Source organism: Acinetobacter sp. GXMZU3951 (assembly GCF_054457875.1).
In genome coordinates this window covers 312,358-331,278 of sequence record NZ_JBTLFO010000002.1, presented here as the reverse complement: position 1 = coordinate 331,278, position 18,921 = coordinate 312,358, and the positions used below count along the sequence as shown (strand labels likewise).

At 43.7% G+C, this 18,921-nt stretch carries 18 protein-coding genes; 14 read left to right on the top strand and 4 right to left on the bottom strand.

The features are described 5' to 3' along the window. Positions 1–32: 32 nt before the first annotated feature. Positions 33–419, top strand: a complete 387-nt coding sequence (locus tag ACX17N_RS04680) for a carboxymuconolactone decarboxylase family protein (protein WP_458891397.1) — start codon at positions 33–35, stop codon at positions 417–419. A gap of 52 nt (positions 420–471) precedes the next feature. Here ACX17N_RS04680 and ACX17N_RS04675 read toward each other — a convergent pair whose 3' ends face one another. Further along, the gene (locus ACX17N_RS04675; protein WP_458891396.1) at positions 472–597 is read right to left on the bottom strand and encodes a KGW motif small protein; all 126 of its coding nucleotides are present in this window, start codon (positions 595–597) and stop codon (positions 472–474) included. A 202-nt stretch (positions 598–799) separates the two neighbouring features. Here ACX17N_RS04675 and ACX17N_RS04670 point away from each other — a divergent pair, with 202 nt between their 5' ends. Continuing rightward, positions 800–1,681, top strand: a complete 882-nt coding sequence (locus ACX17N_RS04670; protein ID WP_458891395.1) for an alpha/beta hydrolase — start codon at positions 800–802, stop codon at positions 1,679–1,681. A gap of 56 nt (positions 1,682–1,737) precedes the next feature. Here the strand turns inward: ACX17N_RS04670 and purL are convergent, their stop codons facing one another. Beyond that, positions 1,738–5,571: a phosphoribosylformylglycinamidine synthase gene (purL, locus tag ACX17N_RS04665; protein WP_458891394.1), complete on the bottom strand. Its 3,834-nt coding sequence runs from the start codon at positions 5,569–5,571 to the stop codon at positions 1,738–1,740. 414 nt (positions 5,572–5,985) lie between these two features. Between purL and ACX17N_RS04660 the strand changes: the two genes are divergently transcribed. The 4 genes from ACX17N_RS04660 (at position 5,986) to ACX17N_RS04645 (ending at position 10,820) form a co-directional block, all read left to right on the top strand. After that, entirely contained in the window at positions 5,986–7,323 is a 1,338-nt protein-coding gene (locus ACX17N_RS04660; RefSeq protein WP_458891393.1) for a deoxyguanosinetriphosphate triphosphohydrolase, read from the top strand. 109 nt (positions 7,324–7,432) lie between these two features. Next, on the top strand, positions 7,433–8,035 hold the full coding sequence (ruvA, locus tag ACX17N_RS04655) for a Holliday junction branch migration protein RuvA (protein ID WP_458891392.1): 603 nt from the start codon (positions 7,433–7,435) through the stop codon (positions 8,033–8,035). Between the two features lie 213 nt (positions 8,036–8,248). Then, positions 8,249–9,256, top strand: a complete 1,008-nt coding sequence (gene ruvB, locus ACX17N_RS04650; protein WP_458891391.1) for a Holliday junction branch migration DNA helicase RuvB — start codon at positions 8,249–8,251, stop codon at positions 9,254–9,256. A 208-nt stretch (positions 9,257–9,464) separates the two neighbouring features. Continuing rightward, positions 9,465–10,820 (top strand): amidohydrolase, encoded by a 1,356-nt coding sequence (locus ACX17N_RS04645; RefSeq protein WP_458891390.1) that lies wholly within the window; start codon positions 9,465–9,467, stop codon positions 10,818–10,820. Positions 10,821–10,927: 107 nt separating this feature from the next. On the opposite strand, the gene ACX17N_RS04640 is transcribed toward ACX17N_RS04645, so the two are convergent. Then, positions 10,928–11,500: a hypothetical protein gene (locus ACX17N_RS04640; RefSeq protein WP_458891389.1), complete on the bottom strand. Its 573-nt coding sequence runs from the start codon at positions 11,498–11,500 to the stop codon at positions 10,928–10,930. 228 nt (positions 11,501–11,728) lie between these two features. Between ACX17N_RS04640 and ybgC the strand changes: the two genes are divergently transcribed. The 6 genes from ybgC to pal all read left to right on the top strand — a co-directional run bounded on the left by ybgC (position 11,729) and on the right by pal (position 16,547). Next, the gene (gene ybgC / locus ACX17N_RS04635) at positions 11,729–12,136 is read left to right on the top strand and encodes a tol-pal system-associated acyl-CoA thioesterase (RefSeq protein WP_458891388.1); all 408 of its coding nucleotides are present in this window, start codon (positions 11,729–11,731) and stop codon (positions 12,134–12,136) included. A gap of 23 nt (positions 12,137–12,159) precedes the next feature. Next, positions 12,160–12,858, top strand: a complete 699-nt coding sequence (gene tolQ, locus ACX17N_RS04630; RefSeq protein ID WP_458891387.1) for a protein TolQ — start codon at positions 12,160–12,162, stop codon at positions 12,856–12,858. Next, positions 12,858–13,310: a protein TolR gene (gene tolR / locus ACX17N_RS04625; RefSeq protein WP_458891386.1), complete on the top strand. Its 453-nt coding sequence runs from the start codon at positions 12,858–12,860 to the stop codon at positions 13,308–13,310. The genes tolQ and tolR overlap by 1 nt, the downstream gene beginning before the upstream one ends. Positions 13,311–13,313: 3 nt before the next feature. Continuing rightward, the gene (gene tolA, locus ACX17N_RS04620) at positions 13,314–14,498 is read left to right on the top strand and encodes a cell envelope integrity protein TolA (RefSeq protein ID WP_458891385.1); all 1,185 of its coding nucleotides are present in this window, start codon (positions 13,314–13,316) and stop codon (positions 14,496–14,498) included. Between the two features lie 160 nt (positions 14,499–14,658). Next, positions 14,659–15,942 carry a Tol-Pal system beta propeller repeat protein TolB gene (gene tolB / locus ACX17N_RS04615; RefSeq protein WP_458891614.1) on the top strand — a complete coding sequence of 428 codons (1,284 nt, stop codon included), beginning with the start codon at positions 14,659–14,661 and terminating at the stop codon, positions 15,940–15,942. Positions 15,943–15,974: 32 nt separating this feature from the next. Continuing rightward, positions 15,975–16,547 (top strand): peptidoglycan-associated lipoprotein Pal, encoded by a 573-nt coding sequence (gene pal / locus ACX17N_RS04610; protein ID WP_458891384.1) that lies wholly within the window; start codon positions 15,975–15,977, stop codon positions 16,545–16,547. Between the two features lie 60 nt (positions 16,548–16,607). On the opposite strand, the gene ACX17N_RS04605 is transcribed toward pal, so the two are convergent. Beyond that, the gene (locus tag ACX17N_RS04605) at positions 16,608–16,805 is read right to left on the bottom strand and encodes an NF038105 family protein (protein WP_458891383.1); all 198 of its coding nucleotides are present in this window, start codon (positions 16,803–16,805) and stop codon (positions 16,608–16,610) included. A gap of 181 nt (positions 16,806–16,986) precedes the next feature. Here ACX17N_RS04605 and ACX17N_RS04600 point away from each other — a divergent pair, with 181 nt between their 5' ends. Beyond that, positions 16,987–17,961 (top strand): class 1 fructose-bisphosphatase, encoded by a 975-nt coding sequence (locus ACX17N_RS04600; RefSeq protein WP_458891382.1) that lies wholly within the window; start codon positions 16,987–16,989, stop codon positions 17,959–17,961. A 51-nt stretch (positions 17,962–18,012) separates the two neighbouring features. Beyond that, positions 18,013–18,789 carry a TrmH family RNA methyltransferase gene (locus ACX17N_RS04595; protein ID WP_458891381.1) on the top strand — a complete coding sequence of 259 codons (777 nt, stop codon included), beginning with the start codon at positions 18,013–18,015 and terminating at the stop codon, positions 18,787–18,789. Positions 18,790–18,921: the final 132 nt, after the last annotated feature.

Here is an 18,921-nt window from a genome sequence, read left to right as displayed (position 1 = left end):
TGTCACTTTTTTCATCAACAAGAGTGACACAGATGTCTCAGCAAGATTATGAAAATGGGTTAAAAGTACGTACTGAAGTGATGGGCGAAAGTTTTGTAAAACGCGCCCAAGACAATACTGTGCCTTTTACGCAGCCACTACAAGATTGGATTAATGAGCATGCATGGGGCTCGACTTGGCAACGTGACGGGGTATTGCCACGCAAATATCGCTCACTGATCACCATTGCATTCTTAACCGCACAAAAAAGTCCTACTGAACTCAAGGGACACGTGCGTGGTGCGCTGAATAATGGCGCAACTGTTGAAGAAATTCAGGAAGTGTTATTACACAGCCTGCCATATTGCGGCGCGCCCGCAACCCAAGAAGCTTTCCGTGCTGCACTCGAAGTGATTACCGAATATCAAAACAATCCGTAATACATTCGGGCATTGAAGGCATTTTCCGACCCTTCAATGCCCGAATGCTGGGCTAAACACTTTGCGTCATCGCATACAACAGCATAAAAGCCAGCTGTAGGGCGATTACCATAGCAAACCATTTCCAGCCTTTTTGTTTTAATACAGCCTTGTTGGAATATGTTGCAACTTTCATCATTCCACGACTCCTTTTTATTGTTTGCCATAAGGATTCATTTCCTTTGCATAGCCTGAGCAAAGATTAAGCAACTTTTACACCAACTTTGCTTATTGCATTGGTTTAATGCTTCAAGCCATTTCCTTATGTCAGATTTTGTTCATAATTTAAACACATTATTCATGTTAAAATAGAATCAATAAAATTTCCATGCTTCTTAATAATGAATTTTAAACAAGCTATTTATACTTATATTCTCGTCTGCTTCAGTTTTTATTCAGCGCATAGTTATGCTGATTTCTTCCAAAATTTGAATCTGTTACAACAAAAGAATACCACAAAGAATCTCCCTTACGGGACGCATGCTTTACAAAAACTAGATCTTTATCTGCCTACCAGTAGCACTCTAGGTGCAGCTCATCAAAAACTTGCGCCAGTGTTATTGATTGTACATGGGGGTGCTTGGCGTATCGGGGATAAGTCTCATAATCGTGTTGTTCAAAACAAGGCCGCCTATTGGAACACACAAGGTTGGCTGGTGATCTCGGTGAATTATCGTTTAGTTCCCGAAGTTTCGGTACAACAACAAACACAAGATATAGCCGATGCGCTGAGTTTTGTTCAAAGTCATGCTGCGAGTTGGCAAGCCGACCCTAATCATATTGTCATTATGGGGCATTCTGCAGGGGCACATTTAGTTACCCTGCTTTCTACACAGCCCGCATGGATGATTCGATATCCGCAACCGTGGAAAGCCACGATTGCCTTAGATAGTGCGGCCTATGACTTGGAGAAACTGATGTCGGGTCAGCATGCGACTATTTATGATCCTGTATTTGGCACTTCAGTCGATTCCTGGCATGCCGTTTCTCCTCAGCACCAAATCCGACAGGCACTCCCTGCTTTTCTTGCCGTGTGTTCGACCCTCCGCCCCGATCAGCCGTGTAACCAAGCTCACGCTTTTACTGAAAAAGCCAAAGCTTTAGGTACAACCACCCAACTATTACCGATTGCCTTAACTCATGCAGAGATCAATCAGGATTTAGGCTTGAACACCAATTACACCCAACAAGTCGATCAGTTTATACAACAACAGCTGCAATAACTTTAATTTTGAATACAAAAAAGCCACCCGAAGGTGGCTTTTCAATATGTTATGGCTTAACCAATAAACTTACGCGCATTACGGAACATACGTAACCATGCACCATCTTCAGTCCATTCTTCAGGTTTCCAAGAATGCTGAATTGCACGGAAATTACGTTCAGGATGCGGCATCATAATCGTTGCACGACCATCTTTAGAGGTTACCCCTGTAATCGCTTCTGGTGAACCATTCGGGTTCAATGGATAGTGCTGTGTTGGGTTACCGTGACTGTCAACATAACGCAAGATTACTTGATGACCTGCATTCAATGCCGCCAATTGATCCGCGCTCGCAACCACACGACCTTCACCATGTGCAACCGCAATCGGAAGAATCGAACCTTCCATACCTTCAAGCAATACCGAATTCGATTTTTCAATACGAACGTTCACTGCACGCGCTTCAAACACTTCTGAAGTATTGCGGTGGAAACGAGGCCATGCATCTGCACCCGGAATTAATGGTGCAAGTTGAGAAATCATTTGGCAACCATTACATACACCTAAAGTGAAGGTTTCTGAACGGTTAAAGAATTTTTCAAACTGGTCACGTAAGCGTGGGTTGAACAGCACAGATTTAGCCCAGCCACCGCCAGCGCCCAAAACGTCACCGTAAGAGAAACCACCACAAGCCACTAGGCCTTCGAAGTCATCTAAATCAATTCGACCCGCCAGCAAATCGCTCATGTGCACGTCAACGGTGTTAAAGCCAACTTTATCAAAGGCAGCTGCCATTTCAGTTTGGCCATTCACCCCCTGTTCACGCAAAATCACCATGCTTGGGCGGCGTAAATTAATAAACGGCGCTTCCACTGGCTCATTCAAGTCAAAGGTTGGTTGAGCAATCAAACCTTTGTGTGCATTGTCAGAAATTAAGGCAAATTCTTGGTCTGCATTTTCTACGTTGTCACGTAAACGTTGAATTTGATGCGAAACTTCAGCCCAAGCTTGTTGCAAGTCTACACGTGCCAAAGTCAAACCATTTACGCTTAATTGATCCGCGGTATTTACGCGACCAACCACAGTAATGGCGTCTTTCAAGCTTGATGCAGCAACTTCAGCTTGTAATGCATCCCAATCCGCTGTCTTGATTTGTACGACTGCACCAATTTCTTCAGCAAATAATGCAGCTGTTGACTGAGCTTCTAAGGCAACACCTAAACGTGAAGCAAACATCATTTCCGCAACAGTCGCCAATAAACCACCATCACCAATGTCATGGTAGGCTTGAATTAAGCCACGGTTGTTCCAGTCTTGTACCAAATCAAAGAAGGCTTTGAAGTCGTCAAAGCTGTCGACATCTGGAGTTACTGAACCAATCGCTTTGTACACTTGCGCAAGGATCGAACCGCCTAAACGGAATTGGCCTTTAGATAAATCAATACGTACCAACACCGAATCAGTATTTTTCAATTCAGGCGTTAAGGTTTTACGAACATCATTAACTGGTGCAAATGCGGTAATTACACCACTCATTGGCGAAGTGACAGATTTATCCTGACCATCTTCATTCCACGTGGTACGCATAGACAATGAGTCTTTACCAACAGGAATCGCAATGCCTAATGCAGGACACATTTCCATACCAATGGCTTTCACACCTTCAAACAAGGCTTGGTCTTCACCTTTTTGCCCTGCTGCAGCCATCCAGTTCGCAGACAATTTAATGTCGCTGATCTGTTCAATATTGGCACACATGATGTTAGAAATTGCTTCGGCAACAGCTAAACGTGCAGATGCTGCTGGGTTCAACAATGCTACAGGTGGACGTTCCCCCATCGCCATAGCTTCACCGGTATAACCCTGTAAGCTGGTTGTTGTTACTGCTGCGTCTGCAACAGGAACCTGCCATGGACCCACCATCTGATCACGTGCAACCATACCAGTAATCGAACGGTCACCAATCGTAATCAAGAATGACTTAGATGCCACCGTCGGGTTCTTTAACACACGGAAGATTGCATCTTTCAAGTCCACCTGAGCGGCATCAAAATCGTCGCCTTGACGTTCGATGGTTTCGTAAGAACGGCTCATACGTGGTGTGCCACCCAACATCACTTGCATTGGCATATCCACGGCTTTGTTTTCAAACAATGGATCGTTAACCGTCAACTGACGCGCTTCTGTTGCTTCACCCAAGACTGCAAACGGGCAGCGTTCACGCGCACAGATTGATTCAAATAATGCTAAAGATTCTGGTTTGATCGCGAGTACATAACGCTCTTGCGCTTCGTTTGACCAGATCTCCATTGGAGACATACCCGGTTCAAGCGAAGGAATTTTACGTAAATCTAAAATCGCACCTAATTCGTGATCATTGACCAATTCAGGCATGGCATTCGAGATACCGCCCGCACCGACGTCATGTACAGATACGATCGGGTTTTCATTTTCCATACGCCAGCAAGTATCAATCACTTCTTGGCAACGGCGTTCCATTTCTGGGTTTTCACGTTGCACTGAAGCAAAGTCTAAGCTTTCGCCCATCGTACCACTGTCTACTGATGATGCAGCACCACCACCCAAACCAATCAACATGGCTGGACCACCGAGCACGATCAATAAATCGCCCGGTTGGATTGGATCTTTTTCAACATGGTCAGGACGAATGTTCCCGTAACCACCCGCAATCATAATTGGCTTGTGGAAACCTTTGACTTCGCCATTCACGTTCTGTTCAAAGGTACGGAAATAACCATTTAAAGCAGGACGACCAAATTCGTTATTAAACGCTGCACCGCCCAATGGACCTTCAATCATAATTTGAAGTGGCGATGCCATACGTGATGGTTTACCGTAGTTTTCTTCCCATGGTTGTTCAAAACCAGGAATATTCAAGTTGGATACGGTAAAGCCAGTTAAGCCTGCTTTTGGCTTACCACCACGACCTGTTGCACCTTCGTCACGGATTTCACCGCCCGAACCAGTTGCTGCACCTGCAAATGGTGCAATCGCTGTTGGATGGTTATGGGTTTCCACTTTCATTAAGATATGAGCAGCTTGGCTCTTATACTTATAGGTGTAGTGACCTGTGTCTTCGTCTTTTTTCGGGTAGAAACGTTGTGTGTCATACCCCACGATTACTGATGCGTTATCTTTATAAGCAGACAAAACATCCGTTGGTGATTCTTTATAGGTATTCTTAATCATTTGGAACAATGATAATGGTTGAACTTCACCATCAATCGTCCATTCTGAACCAAAAATTTTGTGACGACAGTGTTCAGAGTTTGCTTGAGCAAACATCATGAGTTCGATGTCGTGCGGGTTACGCCCTAACTTGATAAATGCTTCAGTTAAATAGTCAATTTCTTCATCAGACAAAGCAAAACCAAATTCAGAATTCGCTTGAACTAATGCCTGTTTACCTTGACCCAAAATATCAATTGAATTTAAAGGTTTTGGTGCAGTCTCTTGGAAAAGTGCGACCGCATCATCAATGCTGTTAAATACACTCTCGGTCATGCGGTCATGCAAAGCCTGTTTAACTTCATTCGATACTTCAGAAATACCTTTTAAAGTAAACAAAACACCGCGTTCAAGGCGGTGTATCGGGGTATTACAGTTGGCAAAAATATCCGTCGCTTTAGATGACCACGGCGAAATCGTACCGACACGTGGCGTCACCAGAATTTGAACTTCATCCGTTGCAGCTTGGCGGATTTGAAAAGCTTCGCCATCATTTAACAATTGTAAAGCAGATTGTTGCTGTTGCTCGTTGAGCGCTTGGTCAAACAGATAGACCCATTGGCTTTCTATTGATTGAACAGAACTAATTGACGATAGACGTGATAATAGTTGAGTTTTCTTAAAAGAAGAATGTGCTGGTGCACCGGCCACGATAAACATGCTGATTTTGGCTCCACGGGCAAGTCTTTTGAACTTTACCGCAATGTGACTTTGAAGAGAGCACATATTCTACTGTGAAAAGGAGAAATCAGCTAGATAGATAATTCCAATTATGTAACCTAATCCTGCAATAAAATCATGCATAGGGTCTTGCTTTTATTTTTTTAGATAAAATCACATAAAAATAAACAACTAGCAATATGGAAAAATCCTCAAGCTCACGGCAAACACAGTCTTATCTCAAACCCTAAAAACAATCGTGATGCTCTGCAAAACTCAGGCGAAGTCTCCCAACGGACTTTATCCCGTAGCAGCCGATATTTACATTCCAACAGTCAAATCATGTCGCACTGCTCTAGTGCAACTTACGGTTTTTTGGCATGATTCAAACAACCCTTTAATGAAACATAATAAATGGAACAAATGCGTTGGTTAGAACTGCTCTCCACAGTTCGCATTGGTCGTAAAAAGCAAAGTACAGAACAAGCTCGAAGCCCTTTTCATAAAGATTATGATCGTATTATTTTTTCCCAAAGCTTTAGACAGCTAAACCGTAAAACCCAAGTTCACCCACTCACCCAGCATGATGGCATCCACACACGGCTCACGCACTCCTTAGAGGTGTCCTGTATTGGTCGTTCACTCGGCATGCTGGCCGCAGAAAAAATTAAAGATGAACTCCCAGTCTGGATTTCTCCGGCTGATGTTGGCGCCATCATTCAAGCCGCTTGTCTGGCGCATGATATTGGTAACCCACCCTTTGGGCATGCCGGTGAATATGCCATTCGAGAATGGTTTGACGATGCCTCACATGGTGATTTTCTTGCCAAACTGACCCCTGAAGAAGAAGCCGATGTCCGCCAGTTTGAAGGCAATGCGCAGGGTTTACGTTTATTGACCAAGATTGACTACCATCCCAATGATGGCGGTATGCGTCTGACTTATGCCACTTTGGGTGCATATTTAAAATATCCTTGGTTATCCAAAACCATTGCCGAACAAGGCAATACCCCTGCCAGCATGCGTGCCAAGTTTGGCTGTTATCAATCCGAAAAAGAAATTCTGACTCAAATTGCCGAACAACTCGGTTTAATTCAATTGGCACCAGATCGTTATTGCCGCCATCCATTGACCTATTTACTTGAAGCAGCGGATGACATCTGTTACGCACTGATTGATTTGGAAGATGGCATTATTCTGAACATGTTGAGCTATGAAGAAGTTGAACCGATCTTTCTAGATTTGATTGCAGATTATGGCAGACCTTCTGAACTTTCCATGGATACCACGTGGCAGCAAAAAATTGCGGCATTACGTGGTCGAGTCATGAAACGCTTGGTGGATGAAGTCACTACTGCCTTTGCCAAACATCATTATGAGATTCTAACAGGACAACTCAAAGGCAGTTTATTGCAATACTGTGCCGAAGATATTGAACTCGGCATTAACCGCGCCAAAGAACTGGCGCGCGATAAGATTTTTGAACATCCGCAAAAAGCCGGTTTGGAAATTATTGCCCATCAAAGTTTACAAAATATTTTAGATGCCTTTATTCCACTGACCACACCGCACAAAACCTTAAGTTTTAAAGAGCAGCGCTTGTTTACCATCTTACAGCGTTCAGGTGCGCGTTTTGGCAACAATCATTATGAAAATATTATGCAAGTACTGGATATTATTTCGAAGTTTTCAGATCATCAGGCCTATAATCTGTCGCAAGAACTACAAGGCAATAAATCTGGCTTGATGTAACATACCGCAGCAATCCAGAAATGCTTTTAACATGATTGATGCCTGATGTTAAATCAGCACAGCTTGAAGACGAATAACCGTATACACCTAAAATAGTGAAGTTTTAAAAATGATTGGATGTTTAATTGGCGAAGTGTTTGCCCTCGAAGCCCCAACCGTGCTGCTCAATGTGAATGGCGTTGGCTATGAGATTGACACCCCATTGTCGACATTTTGCCAATTACAAAAAGGACAAAAAGTCACGTTATGGACGCATTTAGCCGTACGAGAAGATGCTCAACTCCTGTATGGTTTTTTACATCAACAGGAAAAACTGATTTTCCGTACCCTGTTAAAAGTCAATGGAGTCGGTCCGAAAATGGCTTTGGGTATTCTTTCAACTTTAAGCGTAGACATGCTGATTCATACGGTGGAGCATGAAGATGTCAACACACTGGTTAAAGTGCCAGGGGTTGGTAAGAAAACCGCTGAACGCTTGATGATTGAACTGCGTGATCGCTTTAAAGCCATGTCTACAGGTACAGTCCCGAGCAACTCAACTGCTGAACAAATCCAATTTACAGGCAACTCAGCGGTTGCCGAAGCCGAGGCAGCTTTACAATCTTTGGGTTATAAACCTTTAGAAGCGCAAAAACTGGTGAATGCAGCCAAAGGAGATTTTACTGAAGCCAGCGACATCATCCGTGCTGCACTCAAGTCGATGAATAAATAAAAATGTCCAATAATTTTGGATACACGCAGGCGACATGGATGTCGCCGTTAAACTGTGCTACAAGGATGTAGCATCAGTTTAACAAATGGGTTTTGTCACTTTTGCCCAGTCAAAAGTGAAATTGCCTACACAAAGGCATATAAAACCTAAAAGATTTTTGAGGCTGTGAGTTAATCCACCTCAAATGACTGTAAAGAGATAGATTTAACACATATGCAAGACCGTCTCATCGGTGGTTCCGAAAAACCCGAAGATCATATTGATCGTGCCATTCGACCAACTTCACTAGATGATTATATTGGTCAGCCTGTCGTCCGTGAACAAATGGAAATCTTTATTGGTGCAGCCCGTGGACGTGCGGAAGCACTGGATCACACTCTGATTTTCGGCCCGCCCGGTTTGGGCAAAACCACCCTTGCCAATATTATTGCGCGTGAAATGGGTGGCAACTTAAAGTCGACTTCGGGTCCTGTGTTAGAGCGTGCAGGTGATTTGGCTGCCATGCTAACCAATCTAGAAGAAGGCGATGTACTGTTTATTGATGAAATCCATCGTCTTTCCCCAGTAATTGAAGAAATCCTCTACCCTGCGATGGAAGACTACCAACTCGATATCATGATTGGTGAAGGTCCAGCCGCCCGTTCAATTAAATTGGATTTACCGCCATTTACTCTGGTGGCTGCCACAACACGTGCGGGTCTGCTCACCTCACCACTACGTGACCGTTTTGGTATTGTGCAACGTCTTGAATTTTATTCGGTAAAAGACTTAACCCATATTGTCACCCGCTCTGCCAATTTGATGGATGTACCCATTACTCACGAAGGCTCGGCGGAAATTGCACGTCGTTCGCGCGGTACACCACGTATTGCCAACCGCCTACTACGTCGTGTGCGTGACTATGCACAAGTGAAAGGTACAGGTGAAGTGACGCAAGAGATGGCACAACGCGCCTTGAATATGCTGAATGTCGATAAGGATGGTTTAGACACCTTAGACCGTCGTTATTTATCCATGCTCCTTGAGCGTTTTGATGGTGGTCCTGCTGGTGTGGAAGCTTTAGCGGCAGCCATGGCCGAAGACTCAGGTACCTTGGAAGATGTGATTGAACCTTATTTGATTCAGCAAGGTTATGTGATGCGTACTGCACGTGGCCGTATTGCCACCAATATGGCGTATTTGCAATTTGGGATGACACCGCCCGAACCGAAAGAGAAGTAATTTCAAAGGGAGCCTCATGCTCCCTTTTTTATTTTCAGTCGGATGGATTTGAATTGCATGATTTGAACTACTGAAAATGAACGATGGCTTTTCTTGCTAACGATACCTTTAAATCAATTAAATATACCTATATGGTTTTTGCCTTCTTGATTTACGAATGGCATGTTTTACATGCTTAAAACTTATAATTCACAAGGCTGTGTATTTCATGAAACCATTTCTCTTATGCTGTTCCGTCGCTTCTCTTCTACTATCAAGTCCATTGAGTTTTGCCGATTGGATTAATACGGCTGTCGAAAAGAATGAAACTCAAACTATTCAACTACGCCAGCACATTCATCAGCATCCTGAACTGGGCAATATGGAATTCAATACAGCCAAACTGGTGCAAAAAGAACTTAAATCTTATGGCATAGAAGTGAAAACTGGCTTTGCCAAAACAGGGGTGATTGGAATCTTAAAAGGAGCAAAAACTGGTCCTGTCATGGCCCTACGTGCCGATATGGATGCCTTGCCCATCGAAGAAAAAACCAATCTAACATTTGCCAGCAAAACCAAGGCTATCTATCAAGGCAAAGAAGTTTCAGTCATGCATGCCTGCGGACATGATGCCCATACTGCGATGTTACTTGGTGCTGCCAAAGTATTGGCCGAAAACAAAGATCAACTTGCAGGAACCGTTGTTTTCATCTTCCAGCCAGCCGAAGAAGGCGGTGCAGATATTGATAACTTTAGCCAAGGTGCTGAAATTGGCTCACGAAAGATGATTGCCGACGGCGCGTTAAAAAATCCACAACCAGAAGTTATTTTTGGTTTGCATGTGATGGCGGGTATGCCAAGTAACCATCTATTCTATAAAGAAGGCGTAATACTGAATAGTGCGGATCATTTACGCATCCAAATCAACGGCAAGCAAGTGCATGGTTCTATGCCTTGGGATGGGCGTGATCCGATTTATGCCGCTTCGCAAATGATTAACAATTTACAAAGTTTGATTAGCCGTAGATCCAAACTGACCCAAGGTATGGGCGTAATTAGTATTGGCAGTATTCATGCTGGTACGACTGGGAATGTCATTCCCGAACAAGTCAATATGGTCGGTACCATCCGCTCTAACAATGAAGATATTCGCCAGAACTTGTTAAAAAATATCCCCATCATGTTAGAGCATAATGCCTTGGCCAATGATGTAGAGGCGAAAGTTGAAATTGCGACCTACGCACCAGTCACCTCAAACAATCCCACGCTAACCCAGCTGATGCAACCAACACTCAGCCAAGTCGCAGGTCAGGATAAACTCCATATCTTGGATCACAATGCCAGTGCCAGTGAAGACTTTTCTTATTATGGTCAACTGATGCCATCGCTCTTTGTATTTTTAGGAGCAACGCCGCCAACACAACAAATGGATCAGGCAGCACCCAATCATAGCCCGTATTTTATGGTGGATGACGCTACGCTCAAAACAGGTGTAGAACTGCATGTTCGCTTGATTCAAGACTATCCTAAGTTCGCGAATCAGATACAGAGCCAATGGAAAAAAACTATGAAAAACAGCAATTAAAAAAATATAAAAAGGTGCTCATCGAATGTCACCTTTTCATTCCATGTTGAAGTCTTGGGCGGTAATCAAACGACGCTCAATCGTGTTTTTATATTGGCAGTCATTGCTTAAAGTTCTCTGACTTCTTCAACTAACATTAACTCACACGCGCCATTGCCCGTATCTTCACGGCTTAATGAGCTGCGCCATGTCCAGCCATCCCCAGCTTTCACTTCAACCAAATGCCCTTTCAAATAAATCAGGTCATCCTGATCAATCTCTGCCAACTGTTTGGCAACGGCGGTATTGGCTGGAATTAAATGTGTATTGGCACTCTGCGTTTCAATGTCATGTCGAGGAATCGGTGGCTGATTTTCATAACGCCAATAATACCATCGATTACTTTGACGTATTGAAAGCTGCTTATAAACTGCAGGATCAGCCATCGCGCCCCAACCCAAAGCAAAATCAACAGGACTGATCTCAGCTTCACGTCCCGAACGGTAATTTTCACGGGATAAAACCCGAAATTGTCCCTCATAACCAGCCAAATTGGTCATGGTATAACCATTAAAGGTTTGAACATCTTGACTAACACGCTGATAATCCTTGGCACTTTCAAGACTAGGACTCGGTTTCCACCAATAGATGCTTCCCAAGACCATTAAAATTACCAAAATCAAATAAGACCGACGACTCATCTTTTCCCCAAAGTTTCAAACCCGAATAGGCATTTTTAATTCTTGATTGTATCCCCCATCAGTTTTCAGATTGAAAACTTGTGCCATTGGACGGTCATTTCAAACTGCTAAACTTCAAGGCATTAGCAACCCATCACTCAGACCAAGACTTACTGCAACACCTCCCTGCAGCTTTGGGTCATCATGGGTTTCGACACACAACATTAAATCTAGACATGGAATACTATCATGGCGAATAAATTCGAATTTCAGATTCGTGTATATATTGAAGACACTGACGCAGGCGGTATTGTCTATCATGCCAACCATATTCGCTTTATGGAACGTACCCGTACTGAGTGGTTACGTGCCTCTGGTGTAGACCATTACTGGCACCAAAAAGACTATAACTTTGTCGTACACAAAATTAATGTCAAATATCACCGTCCAATCCTCATGGATGACTTAATTACTGTTACAGCAAGTGTAGTTTCGTGTAAAGCTACGTCATTTGTATTGCAACAAAATATTTATCGTGGTGAAATCTTGTTGGCATCTGGCGAAGTTGAATTGGCATGTATTAGTGCAGAAATGAAACCGCGACGTTTGCCAAATGAAATTCACGATCTAATTCGTAAAGAGTTAGAACAAATCTAAAAAAACTCGGCTCCTGTGTAACTATGGCAAATCAATTAGACTCCACACTTCACGTTTCAGACCTCATTTTACAAGCAAGTCCTGTCGTACAACTGGTGATGCTTTTACTCCTTCTCGCATCACTCTATAGTTGGTTTCTAATTGCCAAGTTGCACCTGAGTTATAAAAAAGCCCAAGCAGATGATGAACATTTCCAGAAAATGTTCTGGTCAGGTGCAGAACTTAATACACTATATAACAATGCCCAACTCAACTCGAAACGTGTCGGGCTAGAAGATATTTTCTATCAAGGCCTAGGCGAATATCTCAAACTTAAAAAACGCCATGCACCTACTCAACAAACCATTGAAGGCACCGAGCGTATTCTTCGCGTAGGTTTAAGTCGTGATCAAGGTCACTTGGAACATGGCTTAGGCGCATTGGCCAGTATTGGCTCTGTCGCACCTTATGTCGGTTTATTCGGTACAGTCTGGGGCATCATGAATGCTTTTATTGGACTGGCAGATGTCGATCAAGTCACCTTAGCCACTGTTGCACCTGGTATTGCCGAAGCCTTAATTGCGACAGCAATTGGTCTTTTTGCAGCAATTCCAGCCGTGTTAGCATTTAACCATTTTACCGCCAAAGGAGAAACCGTTTATTCGGACCGCGCTTTGTTTGCGGAAGAAATGGTGGCGCTATTACAACGTCAATCAGTCGGTTCTGTTCAGGAAAATGACTGATGGCAATTCAACGTTCAGGACGCTTTGAGCGTATCAAAAAACCCTTAAAAAGCGACATGAATGTCGTGCCTTACATTGACGTGATGTTGGTGCTTCTGGTCATTTTCATGGTTACAGCCCCCATGATTACGACTGGGGTGAGCGTAGACCTCCCCAAAGCCAACAGCAACCCAATCGAATCGAAAGACGTTTCTGCAATTGTTTCCATAACCCAAGATGGGCAATTTTATTTGACTTATAAAGACAACAAGTCAAAGCAAGCGCTAAGCTTGGCCGAGCTACAAAACATTTTAAGTAGCGCTCAGCAAGATGCGGAACAAAATCAGCAGAAACTGACGGTTTTGATTAATGGGGATCAATCTCGTCCTTATGGGGATGTGATGTCGTTAATGTCGAGTTTACAAGATGCTGGTCTAACCCAAGTTGGTTTACTCACCGAACCGTTAAAGTAATGTATGAAAAATTTTCAAACACCGCCTTTTAAACAAAATGCCATCGCACTAGGTTTTACCTTTGGTGTGCATGTGCTTGCGGTTGTTGGCTTACTTTATTTAGGCATGAGTAAACCGCCAAAACAGCCTGAGCCCATCAAAACCATTTTGGTGAAACCCCAAGATTTACCCGAAACACTGCGTGAAGAAACTGAGTTTTCTGAAACTGCACATGAAAATATTGCACAGGAAATTACGCAAACGGCTGAACCGAGTGTCATGCCCGCCCCTGTCATTCCTGTTGCACCGCCAAAAACTAATGTTACCGAGCAACAAGCAGCTCGTTTAGCTCAGGAAAAAGCCAAAGCGCAAGCAGATGCTACTGCAAAAGCCAAAGCACAGACCGATGCTGCTGCCAAAGCTCAAGCTGATGCGGCTGCAAAAGCCAAAGCACAGGCCGATGCTGCTGCTAAAGCCAAAGCACAAGCAGATGCCGCTGCAAAAGCCAAAGCGCAAGCCGATGCTGCTGTAAAAGCCAAAGCGCAAGCCGATGCTGCCGCTAAAGCCAAAGCGCAAGCCGATGCGGCTGCAAAAGCCAAAGCGCAGGCCGATGCTGCTGCAAAAGCTAAAGCACAGGCTGCTGCTAAAGCTAAAGCGCAAGCCGACGCTGCTGCTAAAGCTAAAGCACAGGCTGATGCTGCCGCTAAAGCCAAAGCGCAAGCCGATGCTGCCGCAAAAGCTAAAGCGCAAGCCGATGCTGCCGCTAAAGCCAAAGCACAAGCCGATGCTGCCGCTAAAGCTAAAGCGCAAGCCGATGCTGCTGCAAAAGCCAAAGCTCAGGCTGATGCCGAAGCAAAAGAACGTGCTGAAGCAGAGGCCAAAACCTCAGCCGCAAAGAAAGCTGCTCAAGAAGCAGCGGAGAAAAAAGCCGAAGCTAAACGCATCGCCTCTACCGCGAAGCGCGACTTTGAAAATAAAGTGAAACGTGCTTGGAATCCACCTACCAGTGCATCAGGTCAAAAAGCCAGTGCACGTGTGACTTTAAGTGATAGTGGTGCCGTTTTATCGGTTGTAGTGAATGCGAGTGATCCTGACATGAAGGCCAGTGTCGAGGCTGCCGTTCGTTCCGCAGCACCGTATCCGATGCCATCAGACCCAGATGCGCGACGTGAAGCACGTATTTTCACCTCATCATTCACCGCTCAATAAAGCTTAATCGCCATCGCATTTGCATGGCGATTAACCATTTTCACAGTGTTATAACAGTTTCGCCATAATGTAATGCTTTTAATCATGAAAATTCATGCCATTATGTTAGGCAAATTTAGACAACCCACAAAAACTGACGTTCCAGAGTATACAGCGAATGATGGAAAATACGCGTAAACATCTACTAGGTTTGGCAATCTTCACGGCGCTTATGCCAGTTGTTGTACAAACTGCTCACGCACAATTGCATTTAGAAATTGCTAAAGCACCCGAACAAGCCCCTAAAATTGCCATTATTCCTTTTAGTAATGATCAAACCATCTATTCGATTGTCGAAAATGACTTGAATCGTTCAGGTAAATTCAGCAGTGCCTCGCAAAACCTTCCAGCAACAGCAAGTATGGACAATCCGAATGCGGCTGCGTGGCAATCTGCTGGTGTACCGTATGTGGTGACGGGAAATGTCAAACCGACTGCAACTGGCGATTTTGAAGTTCGTTATCAACTCTATGATATAGAGAAAAAACAATACTTATTAAATGAACTTTTAACTGTGCCTGCATCGCGTGTACGTCAAGCGGCACATATGATCAGTGATGCCATTTATCAAGCCATTACTGGGATTCAAGGTGACTTTAGCGGACGTATTGCTTATGTATTACGTAACCCGCAAACGCCTGAGCAGCGCTACACCTTGCAAATTGCCGACACCGATGGCGAACAACCTAAAACCATTTTGACCTCGCGTGATCCAATCCTGTCCCCGGCTTGGACACCTGATGCACAAAAAATTGCGTATGTGTCTTTCGAAAGCAAACGTCCGGCCATTTACCTACAAGATTTAGCCACAGGGCAACGTGAAAAACTGGCAAGCTTCCGTGGTTTGAACGGTGCACCAAGCTTCTCCCCCGATGGAAAATCGATGCTGTTCACCGCTTCGATGCATGGCAATCCAGAAATTTATCAAATGGATTTGAGCAGCCGCCAACTTCAGCGCATGACCAATGACAGTGCGATTGATACCGAAGCCCGTTATGCGCCTGATGGAAAATCTTTTATTTTTACCTCAGACCGTGGTGGTTCCCCACAAATTTACCGTTACAGCTTTGCTGACGGGAGCAGCAAACGCATTACCTTCCGTGGCGCATTTAACGCACGTGGTACTTTAAGTGCCGATGGCAAACAAGTGGCTTTAGTCCATCGTCCAAGTGGCAGCAGCTATAAAGTCGCGATTCAGGACATTAACACAGGCATTACCAATATTTTAACGCCGACCAGTCTGGATGAGTCGCCAAGCTTCTCACCAAATGGGCAAATGGTGGTTTATGCCACACGTGAAGGCAATCGTGGACTATTGTCCATCATGTCGGTCGATGGTCGTTTCCGTATGAATTTACCAAGTGAGCAAGGTGAAGTCCGCGAACCAGCTTGGGCACCTAAATAACTTCTAGAAAATCAATCTTTATGGAGATGAAGATGAACGCAATTAAACTGTTTGTGTTACCTGTACTGGCGACTGCTGTCATTATGACAGGATGTGCGAGCCGTAAACCTGCAGCAGAAATCCAAACAGGTCAAACCCCTAACTCAGCAGGTACAACAGTCAGTACCGATGGGTTAAGTGAAGATGCAGCGCTGAATGCACAAAATCTTGCAGGTGCTTCTTCTAAAGGTGTCACTGCTGCAAACAAAGCATTTTTAGCAAAACGCGTAGTACATTTTGACTACGACAGCAGCGACCTTTCCAATGAAGACTACCAGACCTTACAAGCTCATGCGCAATTTTTAGTAGCTAATGCCAATTCAAAAGTTGCACTGACAGGTCATACCGATGAGCGTGGTACGCGTGAATACAACATGGCACTCGGTGAACGACGTGCCAAAGCGGTAGAAAGCTTCTTAATTACCAATGGTGTAAACCCAACACAATTAGAAGCGGTCAGCTACGGCAAAGAAATGCCTATCAATGCTGGGCATGATGAAAATGCATGGAAAGAAAACCGTCGTGTAGAACTGAACTACGAAGCGGTGCCACCTTTATTAAAATAAGGATGGACAAATAATAAAAAAGCACTTTTAATCTAAAGTGCTTTTTTATTGCCTCAATGCCTAGGCTGGTTTTTGTTCCTCGTCCTCATCCTCATGCGTATGTTGCATGGATTCGATCAAATCGTGCTTGTTGAAGTCTTTATATTCAGGCTTGGCTTCATAATCTTTCCAAGCCGCTTTTACTGTTTCAGGACTAATGTCATCTAAACTAATGCCTTCATTTTCCGTTGGCATCGCATCAAACTTTTGCGTTGTCATGGTTATGTTCCTCAATTCTGCTCAATCCTTCACATCAACATAGCACTATCCCTAAAAGTTGCAAGGGCAAAATCAAGCCAAATAATCGAGTTTAATTTTTCTTTTGTCTCATTCTCATCTAAAATGACTGTCTAAATTTTTTTGCTCAATTTGATTGCTTTTCACTCGGAGTTTTCCTGCCATGGCATACCTCACCCTTTCCCAATTCTTAGAACAACAAACTGGGAATCTTACACCTGAACTTGCAAAAGTCATTGATACCATTGCAAATACGTGTAAAACCATTGATCAAGCTTTACAAAAAGGCGCGTTAGCTGGGGTATTGGGAAGTGCTGAACATGAAAATGTACAGGGCGAAACTCAAAAGAAACTCGATGTGATTTCTAATGACTATTTAATTGATGCATTAAAAGTTCATCCTCACGTCGGTGGTTTGGCTTCTGAAGAACTCGATGAATTCACACCTGCACAAGAAAATGGCGAATTTCTAGTTTTGTTCGATCCACTTGATGGTTCAAGTAACATCGACATCAATATGTGCGTAGGTACTATTTTCTCGATTCTTCCTGCAAAAAATGCAGTAACTCAATCGGAAGATTTCATGCAAGCGGGTATTCACCAAGTTGCTGCAGGTTATGTACTTTATGGTCCTTCCACCATGATGGCATTAACTGTAGGTGCAGGCGTAGTCTTCTTTACTTTCGACCCTGAATCTCAACAGTTCCTATTAACCACTGACAACATTCAAGTGGCAGCGGATACCAAAGAATATGCGATCAATGCATCAAATCAACGTCACTGGGAAGCGCCTGTAAAACGTTATATTGATGAACTTCTTGCTGGTAAAACGGGTCCACGTGAAAAAGACTTCAATATGCGCTGGGTGGCATGCATGGTAGGTGACATCCACCGCATTCTGTGCCGTAGCGGGATTTTCATGTACCCATACGACCTTAAAGATCCGAAAAAAGCAGGCCGCTTACGCTTAATGTACGAAGCCAACCCAATGAGTATGTTGATGGAACAAGCGGGCGGTGCTTCTACTACAGGTCGTGTACGCATTCTTGAAATTGAACCAACTGAGTTACACCAACGTGTTCCTGTAATTATTGGTTCTAAAAACGAAGTCAATTTAGTGACTGGCTACCACAACTAATTTTTTAAATGCGCATAACCATCTGCTGTGTTATGCGCATGAGTCTCCTCCATGTCCATTATTTTCCTTGAATCAAAAGACAACCCAAAAATTAAACATCTCCGTGGTTTAATAGAGCAAAGTAGCTACCGTAAAAAGCAAGGTCAAACTGTGCTTGAAGGGACACACTTAGGCTTAGCTTGGGTTGAAAAAAAGAAGAAACTTAATTCTATTTTCACCACTGAAAATGCACTCGAACACCCTGATATTTGCGATATTTTAGATGAATATGAAGGTGCTGTTTTTGTCATTGCTGAAAGCCTATATCGCGACTTAAGCACATTGGGAACCACTTTACCATTCTTGGCAGTTGTAGACTTACCAAGTTCAAGCCAAAGTGTAGACTTTAGTGTGGATACCCTAATTTTGGAAAATATTCAAGATCCAGGCAATGTTGGCACGCTACTCCGTTCTGCAGCAGCAGCGGGTATCAAGCAAGTGATTTGTACCAAAGGTTCTGCAGCACTCTGGTCACCACGTGTATTACGCGCAGGTATGGGTGCACACTTCTCACTCAACACCTATGAAAACGTTGCCATCGAAGATGTACTCGACCGCTTTGAAATTCCAGTGTATGTGACTAGCTCGCATCAGGCTGAAAGTTTATATCAAAAAGATTTAACACAAGCTTGTGTCTGGATCTTAGGTAATGAAGGCCAAGGGGTTTCTGACTTTGCTTTAGCACATGCTCAAGCACTAAGCATTCCTCAGCCAGGTGGTCAAGAATCTCTTAATGTCGCTATTGCGGGATCAATCTGCTTTTTTGAAATGGTGCGTCAACGCATCTAAAACGTTTTTTTATTTTAAATTACCTCGCCCAATTTTAAAAATAGATTACACTTGAAAAAATAATAACGGGTATTGTCAACCAAACCATTATTTCCAACGTTATTAAGGATATGTATTGGAAATAATGGTGAT